This window comes from Nocardiopsis exhalans (genome assembly GCF_024134545.1).
Taxonomy (GTDB): domain Bacteria; phylum Actinomycetota; class Actinomycetes; order Streptosporangiales; family Streptosporangiaceae; genus Nocardiopsis; species Nocardiopsis exhalans.
In genome coordinates this window covers 1,757,747-1,772,265 of record NZ_CP099837.1, presented here as the reverse complement: position 1 = coordinate 1,772,265, position 14,519 = coordinate 1,757,747, and the positions used below count along the sequence as shown (strand labels likewise).

The 14,519-nt window shown below is 70.3% G+C and carries 11 protein-coding genes; all 11 read right to left on the bottom strand.

What is annotated here, in order from left to right:
- Nucleotides 1-28: 28 nt before the first annotated feature.
- Nucleotides 29-892, bottom strand: a complete 864-nt coding sequence (gene prmC / locus NE857_RS07880; protein ID WP_254420391.1) for a peptide chain release factor N(5)-glutamine methyltransferase — start codon at nt 890-892, stop codon at nt 29-31.
- A complete protein-coding gene (prfA, locus tag NE857_RS07875) occupies nt 889-1,956 on the bottom strand; it encodes a peptide chain release factor 1 (RefSeq protein ID WP_017580858.1) in 1,068 nt (355 codons plus the stop codon). Before prfA ends, prmC begins: the two co-directional genes overlap by 4 nt.
- A gap of 123 nt (nt 1,957-2,079) precedes the next feature.
- A complete protein-coding gene (gene rpmE, locus NE857_RS07870) occupies nt 2,080-2,289 on the bottom strand; it encodes a 50S ribosomal protein L31 (protein WP_254420390.1) in 210 nt (69 codons plus the stop codon).
- Nucleotides 2,290-2,486: 197 nt separating this feature from the next.
- Nucleotides 2,487-4,307 (bottom strand): L-lactate permease, encoded by a 1,821-nt coding sequence (locus NE857_RS07865; RefSeq protein ID WP_184370371.1) that lies wholly within the window; start codon nt 4,305-4,307, stop codon nt 2,487-2,489.
- Between the two features lie 885 nt (nt 4,308-5,192).
- Nucleotides 5,193-7,205: a transcription termination factor Rho gene (gene rho / locus NE857_RS07860; protein WP_184370360.1), complete on the bottom strand. Its 2,013-nt coding sequence runs from the start codon at nt 7,203-7,205 to the stop codon at nt 5,193-5,195.
- A gap of 435 nt (nt 7,206-7,640) precedes the next feature.
- On the bottom strand, nt 7,641-8,579 hold the full coding sequence (gene thrB / locus NE857_RS07855) for a homoserine kinase (RefSeq protein ID WP_254421912.1): 939 nt from the start codon (nt 8,577-8,579) through the stop codon (nt 7,641-7,643).
- Between the two features lie 136 nt (nt 8,580-8,715).
- Entirely contained in the window at nt 8,716-9,774 is a 1,059-nt protein-coding gene (gene thrC, locus NE857_RS07850) for a threonine synthase (RefSeq protein ID WP_254420389.1), read from the bottom strand.
- A 250-nt stretch (nt 9,775-10,024) separates the two neighbouring features.
- On the bottom strand, nt 10,025-11,311 hold the full coding sequence (locus tag NE857_RS07845; protein WP_254420388.1) for a homoserine dehydrogenase: 1,287 nt from the start codon (nt 11,309-11,311) through the stop codon (nt 10,025-10,027).
- Nucleotides 11,312-11,384: 73 nt separating this feature from the next.
- Nucleotides 11,385-12,770 (bottom strand): diaminopimelate decarboxylase, encoded by a 1,386-nt coding sequence (lysA, locus tag NE857_RS07840; protein ID WP_254420387.1) that lies wholly within the window; start codon nt 12,768-12,770, stop codon nt 11,385-11,387.
- Nucleotides 12,771-12,970: 200 nt separating this feature from the next.
- Nucleotides 12,971-14,089, bottom strand: a complete 1,119-nt coding sequence (locus NE857_RS07835; protein ID WP_254420386.1) for a DALR anticodon-binding domain-containing protein — start codon at nt 14,087-14,089, stop codon at nt 12,971-12,973.
- Nucleotides 14,086-14,484, bottom strand: coding sequence for a response regulator transcription factor (locus NE857_RS07830; RefSeq protein WP_017580849.1), 399 nt, complete (start codon nt 14,482-14,484; stop codon nt 14,086-14,088). The genes NE857_RS07835 and NE857_RS07830 overlap by 4 nt, the downstream gene beginning before the upstream one ends.
- Nucleotides 14,485-14,519: the final 35 nt, after the last annotated feature.

The window sequence follows — 14,519 nt, the reverse complement described above, 5'->3', positions numbered from 1 at the left end:
GGGGAGTGTTCGGCTGGCACGGCGCCGGCTAACCGTCGCCGTCGGCACGGCGCATGACCACGAAGCGGTCGCGCCTGGCCATGTCCTTGCGGTTGAGGACGTCGCGCCAGCCCTTGTCCTCGGGGAACAGCCAGGGGATGTCGATGCCCTGGCCGTCGTGGTGTTCGACGGCCATGGCCCCGCCGGGGCGCAGCAGCCTGCGGCCGACCGCCTCCAGGTCGCGGATCATGTCCAGGCCGTCCGCCCCGGACCACAGGGCGGGCGCCGGGTCGTAGTCGCGCACCTCGGGCGGGATCACGCCCGCGGCGTCGGTGGGGACGTAGGGCGGGTTGCTGATGAGCAGGTCCACGAGGCCGTTGAGCTCGGGCAGCGCAGTGCGCATGTCGCCCTCGTGGGCCGTGACACGGTCGGCGTGCCCGCTGGCGTCGATGTTGCGGCGGGCCCACTCCAGGGCCGCGGGGTCGATCTCCACGGTGTGCACTCGCGAGCGCGGCACCTCCTGGGCGATGGAGATCGCGATGGCGCCCGAACCCGCGCCCAGGTCCACGACCAGGGGGTCGGCCACGTCCATGGAGCGCAGCGTCTCGATCGCCCAGTCGACCATGATCTCGGTCTCCGGCCTGGGCACGAAGACGCCCGGCCCCACCTGGAGTTCCAGGTACCGGAAGTAGGCGCGCCCGGTGATGTGCTGGAGGGGTTCGCGGGCCTCGCGGCGGGAGACACACTCCCAGTAGCGCGCATCGAAGTCGGCGTCGGCGACGGCGTGGAGTTCCCCTCGACGAACACCGTGCACGAACGCCGCGAGTTCCTCGGCGTCCGTGCGTGGTGAGGCCACGCCCGCTTCCGCGAGCCTCAGCGTGGCGCGAGCGACCTCGTCGAGCAGGAAGTTCATGATTGCGCGGCTTCGAGCCTCTCCTTGGTGTCCGCGTCCACCAGCGCCTTGACGACCCCGTCCAGTTCCCCGTCGAGGACCTGGTCGAGGTTGTAGGCCTTGTAGCCGACCCGGTGGTCGGAGATGCGGTTCTCCGGGAAATTGTAGGTGCGCACGCGCTCGGAGCGGTCCACGGTACGGACCTGGCTCTTGCGCTCGGCGGAGGCCTCGGCGTCCGCGCTGGCCTGGGCCTCGGCGTAGATGCGGGCGCGCAGGATGCGCATGGCCTGCTCCTTGTTCTGGAGCTGGCTCTTCTCGTTCTGGCAGGAGGCCACGATGCCGGTCGGCAGGTGCGTGATGCGCACCGCGGAGTCGGTGGTGTTGACGCTCTGCCCGCCGGGCCCGGAGGAGCGGTAGACGTCGATGCGCAGATCGTTGGCGTTGATGACGATCTCGACCTCCTCGGCCTCGGGGACCACGAGGACCCCGGCCGCGGAGGTGTGGATGCGGCCCTGGGACTCGGTGACCGGGACGCGCTGGACCCGGTGGACGCCGCCCTCGAACTTGAGCTGGGGCCACACGCCCGCGCCGGGTTCGGGGGTGCCCCTGTTCTTGAAGGCGATCGTGATGTCCTTGTACCCGCCCAGGTCAGAGTGGGTGGCGTCGATGACCTCGGTCTTCCACCCCTGTCGCTCGGCGTAGCGCAGGTACATGCGGACCAGGTCGCCCGCGAACAGTGCGGACTCCTCGCCGCCCTCGCCGGCCTTGACCTCCATGATGAGGTTCTTGTCGTCGGCGGGGTCGCGCGGGACGAGCAGGACGCGCAGGCGCTCGGTGAGCTGCTCGGCCTGCTCGGTCAGGCGGTCGGCCTCCTCCGCGAAGGAGGAGTCCTCGGCGGCCAGCTCACGGGCGGCGTCGATGTCGTTCTCGACCTCCTTGAGCTGACGGTAGGCCTCGATGATCGGGGTGAGCTGTGAGTAGCGCTTGCCCAGCGTGCGCGCCTTGGTCTGGTTGGCGTGCACCTCGGGGTCGGCGAGCTGCTGTTCCAGCTCGTAGTACTCCCCAAGGAGGTCGTCCAGCTTCACTTTCCCACGTTCCCGTCTTGTCGCTTGCCCTGTCCGTCGTCTCCCCCACGTGAGGGACCGCCTGATCCGGTGGCGCCGCGCACGCCCCCGCGGGGAGGCGGCGCCACCGGGCGAAGGGCAGCGCTATGCGCGCTTGCCGAAGCGCTTCTCGAAGCGGGCGACCCGGCCACCGGTGTCCAGGATCTTCTGCTTGCCGGTGTAGAACGGGTGGCACTCGGAGCACACGTCGGCGCGCACCTTGCCCTCGGGGTTCGTGCTGCGGGTCACGAACTTGGCCCCGCAGGTGCAGGTCACCTCGGTCGGGACGTACGTGGGGTGAATGTCGGCCTGCATGTGTGTCTCCTTCTCAGGGCGCGACCGCCGGACGCATGACGACCGCACCACCGTCGGGGGTGGGGCGGTGTGTTGACCATGCGCGAACCGGTGCCGCGGCGATCCAGGTAAGAGGGCGGCGTGCTCTCCGCGAGCGCGGAGGACTGCCGTTCCCTGATACCAGTTTGCCAGACCAACAACCATGCCGGGACCAGTACCTATTCCCGACCCCCTTTCAGTTCCGCCGCGTCGCGCATAGTGCTGGGCAGGGGCTTGTTCGCGTCCGCCCTGCGCATGAGCAGGACCAGACCGGCCAGGGTGGCCAGGAGCAGCGCGAGCACGACCGTTCCCGTGTTGGCTCCGAGCCCGTGGACGAACACGTAGCTCACCGATCCGGCCATGAGTACGTAGTAGGTCATCGGGATGATCGTCTGGCGGATGAGGTCGCCCTCGCGGCCGACCAGGCCGACCACGGCGGAGGCGGCCACGATGTTGTGCACCGTGATCATGTTCCCGGCGGCTCCGCCGACGGCCCCGGTGGCCACGACGGTCTCCGGCGCGATGCCGATGCGCTCGGCGGTGGAGAACTGGAAGAGCGAGAACATCAGGTTGGAGACGGTGTTGGAGCCCGCCACGAAGGCGCCCAGCGCACCGATCCAGGGGGCGAGGAGGGGCCAGTTGGTACCGCCGACCTCCGCGGCTCCGATGGCCAGGGTGAGCGGCATGCTCTCCAGGGCCGTGTCACCGAACCGGGCTCCGGTGTTGATGAAGACCCGGACCAGCGGGACGGCGAAGAGCAGGGCCACGGCGGCCCCGGCCAACTGGGATCCGGCCATCTTCCAGGAGGCGAGGATCTCCCGGCCCTTCATCCGGTGCAGGCCGTAGGTGATGAGGCAGACCAGGATGAAGGTGGCGCCGGGCGAGTAGAGCGGCTCGATGGTCTGGGCCACGGAGGTGCCGAGGATGTCGCCGGACCCGACGGAGATGCCGCTCAGCCACTCCTGGAGGGGGCCGATGGTGCGGGTACCCACCAGGACCGCGGCGACCAGCAGGTAGGGCGCCCAGGCCTGGAGCAGGCCCATACGGCGCCCGGCCACCTCCTCGCCGTTGCCGGATTCGATCTTTCCGGTCCAGCGGGCGAGCCAGTCCTCCCGGGGCGGGAAGTCCCAGATCTTCTTCGGCATCAGGAAGCCCCTGCGGGCGGCGAGGACCACGATGACCAGTCCGGTGAGCCCGCCCAGGAGGCTGGTGAACTCGACCCCGAGGAAGTAGTTGTACAGGATCGACGGGATGGTCATGGCGAAGGCGCTGAACAGGGCGAACTTCCAGACGCCGAGACCGTCGGAGAAGCGCCGGTTATCGCCGTAGAAGCCACAGAGCATGACGCAGATGATCAGCGGGACGAAGGTCCCGGCGACGGCGTGCAGCAGCACGGTCTGGAACCCGATGGTGTTGACGAACTCGGGCAGGGTGAGCCCGAGGACGGAGGCGCGTTCGGCGACCTGGTCGGATCCCTCCAGACCGCCGGCGACCCCCACCAGGATCGGGGTACCGACGGCGCCGAAGCTGACGGGGGTGCTCTGGATGACCAGACCGACCATGACGGCGGCCATTGCGGGGAAGCCCAGGGCGAGAAGAAGGGGTGCGGCCACGGCGGCGGGGGTGCCGAACCCGGAGGCGCCCTCGATGAAGCTGCCGAACAGCCAGCCGATGATGATCGCCTGGACGCGGCGGTCGGGGGTGATGTCGGTGAAGGTGGCGCGGATGGTGGCGACGGCACCGCTCCTGGTGAGGGTCGAGAGCAGGAGCAGCGCGCCGAAGATGATGTAGAGCAGGCCCGCGGCGAGGATCAGGCCCTGGAGGGTGGAGGCGGCGACGACCATCCAGTCGGTCTGCCAGAAGACGACGGCGATCCCGACCACGACGACGTACCCGGCGGGCATCGCGTACATGGCGGGGAGTCGGAACCCGACCAGCAGGATTCCGACGAGCAGGATCGGGGCGAGCGCGAGAAGGCTGAGTAGTGCGAGGTTGTCCATCCAGGCGGCTCCCTGGTCGGGGGGGGGTGCACTCTGGTTCGCGCGACCCTACGCACGCGGGAGCCCTCCCACCAGCCCCCGAATGTGATCCGAGACATACTGGTGACATGGGGCTTCCGGAAGACGGAAACCAGGCCGGCGAGTGCCCCGGAGAAATCGGGTAGGCGGGTCGGGTCACCCGACCCGCCTCCCACACCACCAGGCATGCGGGCCCGCACCTGGCGGTTCGTCAAGCCGTCTCAGACGACGACCGGCCCGGCCATCAAGGCCCGGACCCATGGATCCAGCTCTTGGGAACTGCGCCGTGGCCGCCTACGCACCAGCATGAAGCAGCTCTGAGGGAATGCACCCTCTCCGCCCCACGGTGGACCGGCTCTCAGACCGGCTTACAGCGATCATTACGACCCAACCGAGCAAGCCCCCTCCTTCTGCTCCACTCGACGTTCAGCCCTTCCTGACCTGCCGGTCAGTACTATGGCCTCTGCTGACTTCTGCCTGGTCAGACCCACCCTTGCGAGCGGACCCGTCGGCGCAGCGACAACTCAGCAAACCGACACCCAGACAGACCTCCCCGGATAAGAACAGCCACTTTCCCCCTACGCCTGCCGTGTTTACACCCCGACCGTCTTGACGGTGACGGGCTTCGCCATCCGTGGCTGGCTCACCCCGGTCGGACTGCCTCATACACGGTTCGTGTTCCTCAGTGCAGGGTTTCGCCTCGGGCTTCCTTCCGACCCCACCTCGCGATGACGCCGTTGCCTCCGGCTCGCGGTTGGCACCATCTCCTCCCGCAAGGGACTTTCACCCTCAAGCAACTGCCCATGCCGGGCGTACCACGAAAAGGCCCCCTCCCCGGGTGGGGAGGGGGCCCTGGAAGCCTCGTGGTTACCGCTCGGGGCCCACGGTGGTCTTCTGGATCTGCATCAGGAACTCCGCGTTGCTGTTGGACTCCTTCATCTTGTCCAGGAGCAGCTCGATGGCCTGCTGCGTGTCCAGCGCGTGCAGCACCCGGCGGAGCTTCCAGACGACGCCCAGTTCCTCGGGCGACATCAGGATCTCCTCCTTACGCGTGCTGGAGGCGTCCACGTCCACGGCCGGGAAGATCCGCTTGTCCGCCAGGGACCGGTTGAGCTTGAGCTCCATGTTGCCGGTGCCCTTGAACTCCTCGAAGATCACCTCGTCCGCGCGCGAACCCGTCTCGACCAGTGCGGTGGCCAGGATGGTCAGCGAGCCGCCGCCCTCGATGTTGCGGGCGGCACCGAAGAAGCGCTTCGGCGGGTAGAGGGCGGTGGAGTCCACACCACCGGACATGATGCGTCCGCTGGCCGGGGCGGCGAGGTTGTAGGCACGGCCCAGGCGGGTGATGGAGTCGAGCAGGACGACCACGTCCATACCCATCTCCACGAGCCGCTTGGCCCGCTCGATCGCCAGGTCGGCGACGACCGTGTGGTCCTCGGCCGGGCGGTCGAAGGTCGAGTGGATGACCTCGCCCTTGACCGTGCGCTGCATGTCGGTGACTTCCTCGGGACGCTCGTCCACGAGGATGACCATCAGGTAGCACTCGGGGTTGTTCTCGGTGATCGCGTTGGCGATCGACTGCATCACCATCGTCTTACCGGCCTTGGGCGGCGAGACGATCAGGCCGCGCTGGCCCTTACCGATCGGCGCGACGAGGTCGATGATGCGCGTGGTGAGGATGTTCGACTCGGTCTCCAGGCGCAGGCGCTCCTGGGGGTAGAGCGGGACGAGCTTGGAGAACTCCTGGCGGCCGCGGGCCTGGTCCGGCGACATGCCGTTGACCGAGTCCAGGCGCACCAGCGCGTTGAACTTCTCGCGGCGCTCGCCGTCCTTGGGCTGGCGGACCGCACCGATGATGTGGTCGCCCTTGCGCAGGCCGTGCTTGCGCACCTGGGCCAGCGAGACGTAGACGTCGCTCTGGCCGGGCAGGTAGCCGGTGGTCCGGACGAAGGCGTAGTTGTCCAGGATGTCCAGGATGCCCGCGACCGGCAGGAGGACGTCGTCCTCGTTGATGACCGGCTCCGGCTCCTGGCCCCCGCCGCGTCCGCCGCGGCGGTCCCGGCGGTCCCGACGGCGGCCGCGGCGGCGGCCGCCGAAGTCGTCGTCCTCGCTCTGGTTGTTGCCGCCCTGGCCGCGGCCCTGGTTCTGGCCGCCTCCGCCACCGCCGCCCTGCTGGCGGTCCTGCTGGCGGTCGGAGTTGTTGTTCGTGTTCTGGTCGTCACCGCCGCGGTTGCGGTTGCGACGGTTGCGCTGGCGCTCGCGACCCTGCCCGGACCTGGTGTCACGGTCCTCGGAGTCGGGGCCGTTCTTCTGGGGGGTGCTGGATGTCTTGGTCACGCTGCTCGCGGAGGTTGAGGAGTCGGTGCCGTCCACCGAGCGGGGCTGCTCACCGGACTCGTCGCCGCGCCTGCGGGACGAGCGGCGGCTACGGGAGGGCTTGTCGCCCTTCCCACCCTGTGTCTCGGTCACGGCCTGGTCCGACGACCGCTCTCCCGCGCTCTTGCGCGGGGCCTCGTCCGTGCCCGACTGGGCGGGAGACTGGGCTTCGGCCGGGCCGTCAGTTGCCTCGACCTTACCGGCCTTGGGCGCGGTGTCGGCTTTCTTTGCGGTTTTGGCCTTCGCCGGGCCGCCGACAGGGCCGCCCGACTTGGCCTCGATCGCGGCGATCACGTCGCTCTTGCGCATGCGCCCCGTGCCGGTAATACCCATGCTCGACGCGAGCTTCTGGAGCTCGGGGAGCTTCTGGGCGGCGAGACCGGTACCGCGCGAGGCCGTGCGGGGCCGGGTGGCGGACGCGGCTTCGCCGGCCTCCGAGGAGGCGTCGGCACTTTTCTTGCTGTCGACCGCCGCGTCCGTTCGGAGTTCGGTGGTGTCGCTCACTAAGGGTCCTTCCCAAGGAGCGGGCTTCGGCCGTCAGCGGATTGCTTGATCGGCCGGCCCGATGGTGCGAACCGGCAGGGGCCGGGTAGGGCGTGCCCCACGTGGATGTTGGAAACCGGCGAAAACGGTCCCCTACCCAATCGCGGCGGGCTCTGGGTACAGCCAGACGTCGGGGCGGGTGGCTCGGAGGTGATGCCCGTCGACCGCGCTGACACACTCATCCAAGGAGGAGTGGACTGTGGAGACGTGGGCACAGCGGGGATCCCGCTGACTCGACACTTGGGCCACCGCTTCCGACAGGTCGAGAGATCGGACCGCCGGATTATGGGACGCGGAAGCCGTTGTGGCGGATGAGCACACGCCCCGCAACGGGGCATCTGGTGCTTCACCCAGCCTAACATCACCAGAGGCCACGGCTATTCCTCGACACAGATGCTACGGATGGGGAGATGGGGTCCGCACCCCCGCCGGCTCGATGTGCAGGGGGCGTATGTCCCAATCATTACCCGCCCGCTGACGGATCAAATCAATCTGCCGGACGATTTCCGGTGAATCCTCCCGCGCCGAACCCTCCGGAACCGAGCACAGCACGAGCACCGTGGGCCCCGCGCCGGAGACCACGGCCGGAAGTTCCCCGTGTTGACGCAGGTCACCGATGAGCTCCAGGGTTCGGGGCATCGCGGGGGCCCGGTAGGCCTCGTGTAGCCGATCCTCGGTGGCCGCGTACAGGGATTCGGGTTGGCCACAAACGGCCGCCGTCATCAGCGCGGCACGGCCCGCGTTGAAGGCCGCGTCGGCATGGGAGACGGTTTCGGGCAGGAGACCGCGGGCGCGTTCGGTGGACAGCTTCCACCCCGGCACGCACAGCACGGGCAGGATCCGCGCGTGGGGGGTGAGCCGGGCGGCAGCCCAGGAGTCGCCGTCGCGGTAGGCCACGGTGTAGCCGCCGTGGACGCACGGAGCCACGTTGTCCGGGTGGCCCTCGATGTCCGCGGCGATCTGGTAGATCCAGTCCCGGTCCGGCCCACCGTCGGGTCCGGTACGGCCCAGCAGCGCGGCGGCCGCGGCGACCCCGCCGACGATCGCCGACGAGGACGAGCCCAGACCCCGGGCGTGCGGAATGCGGTTCACGCAGTGCAGGTCCAGGCCGGGCAGTTCCTCCCCGACCCGCTCGAAGGCCTCGTGCATGGCCCGGACGACGAGGTGGCGCCGGTCGAGCGGTACCTCGCCAGAGCCCTCCCCCTCGACCCGGATGCGGAGCTCGCCGTCGGCGCGGACCGCGACGTCGAACTCGTTGTACAGCTGGACGGCCAACCCGAGGGCGTCGAAGCCCGGGCCGAGGTTGGCGCTGGTCGCCGGTGCCCGGACGGACACCCGGTCGGGGCGCGGAGAGGTCACAGTGGGCTCCATACAGGCGATGATCTTGCTACCAGAGGCGCGGTGCCTCTGGAACCCAAGGCGCCGAGATCGCCTCTGGTAGCAAGATCATCCGGTGGTCGGCAGTGGTCGGCTAGACGAGATCGAGGGCCTTGGCGGCGGCCTGGGCGTCGACGGGGACGGTGGTGGCGGAGGAGGCTCCGGCCAGCGCCCAGTCGGGGTCCTTGAGGCCGTTCCCGGTCACGGTGCACACGATCCGGCTGCCCTTGGGGACCTGCCCGGCCTCGACGGCCTGGAGGAGCCCGGCCACGCTCGCGGCGGAGGCGAGTTCGACGAACACGCCCTCCTCTGCGGCGAGGAGCTTGTAGGCGGCCATGATCTGGCGGTCGGTCACCTTGTCGATGAGGCCGCCGGACTCGTCGCGGGCCTGTTCGGCGAGCTTCCAGGAGGCCGGGTTGCCGATGCGGATCGCGGTGGCGATGGTGCTCGGGTTGGTGACCGGTGCTCCGTTGACGATCGGGGCGGAACCGCTGGCCTGGAAGCCGAGCATGCGCGGGGCCTTGGTGGAGATCCCGTCCTTGGCGTACTCGGTGTAGCCCATCCAGTAGGCGGTGATGTTGCCCGCGTTGCCGACGGGGATGCAGTGGATGTCCGGGGCGTCGCCGAGGGCGTCCACGATCTCGAAGGCGGCGGTCTTCTGCCCCTGGAGGCGGTAGGGGTTGACCGAGTTCACCAGGGCGACGGGGTAGTCGACGCTGAGCTTGCGGGCCAGTTCCAGGCAGTCGTCGAAGTTGCCGTCGACCTGGAGCAGGCGGGCGCCGTGCACGAGGGCCTGGGCGAGCTTGCCCATGGCGATCTTGCCCTGGGGCACCAGCACGGCGCAGGTCATGCCGGCGCGGATGGCGTAGGCCGCGGCGCTGGCGCTGGTGTTGCCGGTGGAGGCGCAGATGACCGCCTTGGCGCCGTCCTCGGCGGCCTTGGTGATGGCCACCGTCATACCGCGGTCCTTGAACGAACCCGTGGGGTTGAGGCCCTCGACCTTGAGGAGGACCTCGCATCCCGTGAGTTCGGATACGCGCGTGGCAGGCAGCAGGGGGGTGCCGCCCTCCTGGAGGGTGACGACGGGGGTGTTCTCGTTGACGGGAAGGCGGTCGCGGTACTCCTCGACGATGCCTCGCCACGCCCGTGCCATGCTCACGACGGTGTCCCTTTCGGGTGGATGCGGTTGCGCTTGACACGCGGCCGGACTCGGCGCGCGCGGGATGCGGGTGGGGCGTCGCGGAGGCGATCCGTCCCCACCTGCTACGAGTCTATGACCCTGCCCGAGTCGTCTTGCATCCCGGGCATACTTTTCTCACAATGTGGACATTCGGTGGATTTCCCGACCGTCGTCCCGACCGGGCGCCGGGGCCCGTGCGCACACGGGCCCCGGCGGGGTCCGGCTAATCCTGGAAGGTCTCCACGCGCATGACGCTGGCGACGTCGCGGACCATCGGGTGCACGCTGAGCTCCTCGACGGTGCTGCTCAGCGCGGAGTCCGGTGCGGGGTGGCTGACCAGCACGAGCTGGGCATCGTCCCCGGTCCCCTCCTGGCGCACGTTCTTGATGGACACCCCGTGGTCAGCGAAGATCTCGGCGACCTTGGAGAGCACACCGGGGCGGTCGGCCACGTCCAGCGCCACGTGGTAACTGGTGATGGTCTGACCCATGTCGTGCACCGGCAGACCGGTGTCGTGAGCGCCCTCCCCCACCGACGTGTTCGCCAGGCGGTTGCGGGTCACCGCCACGATGTCGCCCAGGACGGCGCTGGCGGTGGGCGTGCCGCCGGCCCCGGCTCCGTAGAACATCAGGCGACCGGCCGACTCGGCCTCCACGAACACCGCGTTGTAGGCCTCCTTGACGCTGGCCAGCGGGTGCTCGACCGGAAGCATCACCGGGTGGACGCGCACGCCCACCGACTCGCCGTCCTCGGAGCGCTGGCAGATCGCCAGGAGTTTGACGACGCAGCCCATCGCGCGGGCGCTGGCGATGTCGGCGGCCGACACCCCGGTGATGCCCTCGCGGTGGACGTCGGCGGCGGTGACCCGCTGGGTGTGGAAGGCCAGCCGGGCCAGGATCGCGGCCTTGGCGGCGGCGTCGAAGCCCTCGACGTCGGCGGTCGGGTCGGCCTCGGCGTACCCGAGGGCCTGTGCCTCCTCCAGTGACTCGGTGAACCCGGCACCCAGGGAGTCCATCCGGTCCAGCACGTAGTTCGTGGTGCCGTTGACGATGCCCAGGACCCGGTTGACCCGGTCCCCGGCCAGGGAGTCGCGCAGCGGGCGCAGCAGCGGGATCGCACCCGCCACGGACGCCTCGTAGTACAGGTCGACCCCGGCGTCGCGGGCCGCGGCCTGAAGTGTCTGACCGTCCTCGGCGAGCAGGGCCTTGTTGGCCGTCACCACGGACTTGCCCGCCTTGATCGCGGCGAGCATCAGCGAACGGGCCGGTTCGATCCCGCCGATGACCTCCACCACGACGTCGATGTCCGGGCGGGTGACCAGCGCCGTGGCGTCGGTGGTCAGCAGCGCCGGGTCGACGCCGCGGTCGCGGTCCAGCCGGCGGACCGCGATGCCGCCGATCTCGATCGGCGTGCCGATCCGCGCGGCCAGTTCCCCGGACTGCTCGTTGACCAGGCGGACGACTTCCGAACCCACAACGCCGCATCCGAGCAGCGCCACCTTCATCGCCATTTGGGCGTGACTCCCACTTCTCTCGTGTCCGAACCCTGCCGGGCACCGGTGCGGCGCCCGCGGTGCGGACGGTTCAGCCTACGTCGAGGCGGAGGAGGTCCTCCTCGTTCTCCCTGCGCACGATCACCCGTGCGTTCGCGTCCCGGACCGCCACCATGGCGGGGCGGGGCAGGTGGTTGTAGTTGCTCGCCATGGAGTAGCAGTAGGCACCCGTGGCGGCGACCGCCACCAGGTCACCCGGCCGCAGGTCGGCGGGCAGGTAGAGGTCGTGCACGATGATGTCACCGCTCTCGCAGTGCTTGCCGACCAAGCGGGAGAGCATCGGCTCGGCGTCGCTCTCCCGGGACACCAGCTGGCCGGTGTACTCCGAGCCGTACAGGGCGGTACGGATGTTGTCGCTCATGCCGCCGTCGACGCTGACGTAGGTGCGGATGCCCTCGACGTCCTTGACGGTACCGACCTCGTAAACGGTGATCCCGGCCGGACCGGCCACGGCCCGGCCCGGCTCGACCGCGATGCGCGGCATGGGCAGCCCCGCGTCGGTGCACTCGCGGAGCACGATGGCGGTGAGGCTGGCCGCGATGGTCTTGGGGTCGAGCGGGTCGTCACCGGCGGTGTAGGCGATGCCCAGGCCGCCGCCGAGGTCGAGTTCGGCGAGGGTGACGTCCAGTTCCTCGTGGATCCGGGTGAGGAACTTGGTGAGGCGGCGGGCGGCGACCTCGAAGCCCGAGGTGTCGAAGATCTGCGAGCCGATGTGCGAGTGCAGGCCGACCAGCTCCAGGTGCTCGGCGGCCAGGACGCGGCGGACCGCCTCGGCGGCGGCGCCGGTGCTCAGCGCGAAGCCGAACTTCTGGTCGTCGTGCGCGGTGGCCACGAACTCGTGGGTGTGCGCCTCCACGCCGGTGGTGACCCGGATGAGCACCTTGGGGCGGGCGCCGGACTCGGCGGCCACGGCCTCCAGGCGGTCGATCTCGTCCAGGGAGTCCAGGATGATCCGGCCGACCCCGGCCTCCACGGCGCGGCGCAGCTCGGCCACCGACTTGTTGTTGCCGTGCATGGCGATGCGGTCGGTGGGGACCTCGGCGGCCAGGGCCACGGCCAGTTCACCGCCGGAGCAGACGTCGAGCTTGAGCCCCTCCTCGACCACCCAGCGGGCGACGGCCTTGGTCAGCAGGGCCTTGCCCGCGTAGTAGACGTCGGCGTCGGCGAAGGCGGTGGCGTAGTCACGGGCCCGGGCGCGGAAGTCCTCCTCGTCCATGACGAAGAGCGGGGTGCCGTACTCGGCGGCGAGGGCGCGCACGCCGACGCCGCCGACGGTGACCTCACCGTTCGAGCGACGCGCGGTGGCGGGCCAGACCCGCGGGTTCAGCGCGTTGAGGTCCTCGGGCGGCAGCGGCGGGTTCTCCTCCGGCAGGACCTCCGCGTGGCGGGATCCGGCGGGGTGGGCGTAGCGGCTCATGACGGTCTTTCGGCTGGGACTTCGATAGTTCTGGCTGTGCTGTGTTGACCGGCGGTCGGCGCGGGAAGGCGACCGGGGCATGTTCCGGTACTCATTGTCCACTAAGCCGATCGGAACACAGGGGTTGGGCTGGTCCCATCGGGTCCGCGGTACGGATCCGCGGACGGGCCCGTGGTGCGGGCCCGCGGCAGCAGGGGTGTCTACAGCCTTGTGGGCGCTGACACCCCGAGCAGGAAGAGTCCGGTGCCGATCACGCCGGCGACGGCGGCGGGCAGCGCCGGGTCGAGGGCGGCCCACGTCGGCTCCGGCCCCTGGGCCGGTTCGGCGGCAGTGGTGGAACCCGTCCGCCACTCATCGTAGGCACTGGTCAGCGCCTCCAGGTATCTGACCAGGATATGGGGTTCCTCTCGGCGGGCCGCGGTGTCCAGGACGCTGGGGCCGTCGAAGAGGAGTCCGCGCACCTTCGCCCCGTGCCCGTGGTGGCAGCCGCGCGCGCCTGGGGCGGGGGTCCGCTCCGCCCAGCGCAGGCTGCTCAGGGCGTGCGCGTGGGCGTAGCGCAGCCGGAAGGCGGGGTTGGCGTCGGTGAGCCGGACCCAGGCCCCGGGTTTGTCCGCCGAGGGCAGGACCGGCAGGTCGCGCCCGGTGGTCTCGCTCTCGCGGGGGTGTTCGGGAAGCGAGCGGCAGAAGGCCACGCGGGCGCTGTCCTCCCCGATCCGACCGAGCACGCGGCCCGCGGGGGTGAACAGTTCGGCGCGGTCGGTGTCCAGGTAGCGGTCCCGCCAGGAGGCCTCGCCCTCGGGGCCGGGCGGCGGGGCCTGCTCACCCACGGCCAGGGCGATACGGGCCCGGGCGTCGGCGCGGGCGTACCGGCGGGCCTGGGCCAGGGGCCCGGCCTCGTGCAGTTCGGAGCGGGGCCACTCCCCCGTCCCGGTCCAGGGACGGCCGGTGAGGTAGCGCGGCCCGTCCGCGGCGGCGCGGAGCAGGCTCTGGCGCTGCTCGCAGGTGAAGGTGACGTTGGTGAAGCCGCGCTTGTCCGCGAGGACCCGCGCGAACCCGGCGTCGGGCTCGCCCTCCTCGGCCATCGCGTCGACCGCGTCGGAGATCCGCTCGCAGACCACGCGCCGGTGGCTGTCCTCCCGGCCCTTGGGGAGGGTGTCGCGGACCCGGCCGACCAGGCGGGGGGCCAGGGCGACGGCGGCGTCGGCCCCGTCGGCCGCGTGGTCGTTGCGCGGCCACACGAAGGGGACGTCCGCCTCGGACAGGTCGAAGGCGCGCAGGGCGGCGCGCCGCAGGACCGCTTCCAGCCCGCGTGGGGTCACGCCGTTCCCCCGATTCCGCCGTCGCCCTCCCCCAGGAGGGCACGGATCAGGTCGACCAGTTCGTCGGGGTCGAAGGGCTTGGTCAGGTAGTCGTCCACGCCGATCCGCTCCCCGCGTCTGCGGTCGTCGGCCTGGGCTCGGGCGGTCACCATGACGATGCGGCGGTCGTAACCGTCCGAGCGCAGGCGCTCGACCGTGGACCAGCCGTCGAGCCGGGGCATCATCACGTCCATGGTGATCACGTCGGGTTCGACGTGACCCACGCGGTCCAGGCAGTCCTGACCGTCCATGGCGGTGAACACCTCGAACCCCTCCAATTCGAGGTTCAGGCGGATGAGTTCGCGGATCACCTCGTCGTCCTCGACGACGAGAACCCGTGTGGGAAGGGCGTTCACGACCGTGACACTACCGCCGCCGAGCGCGGCGGCAC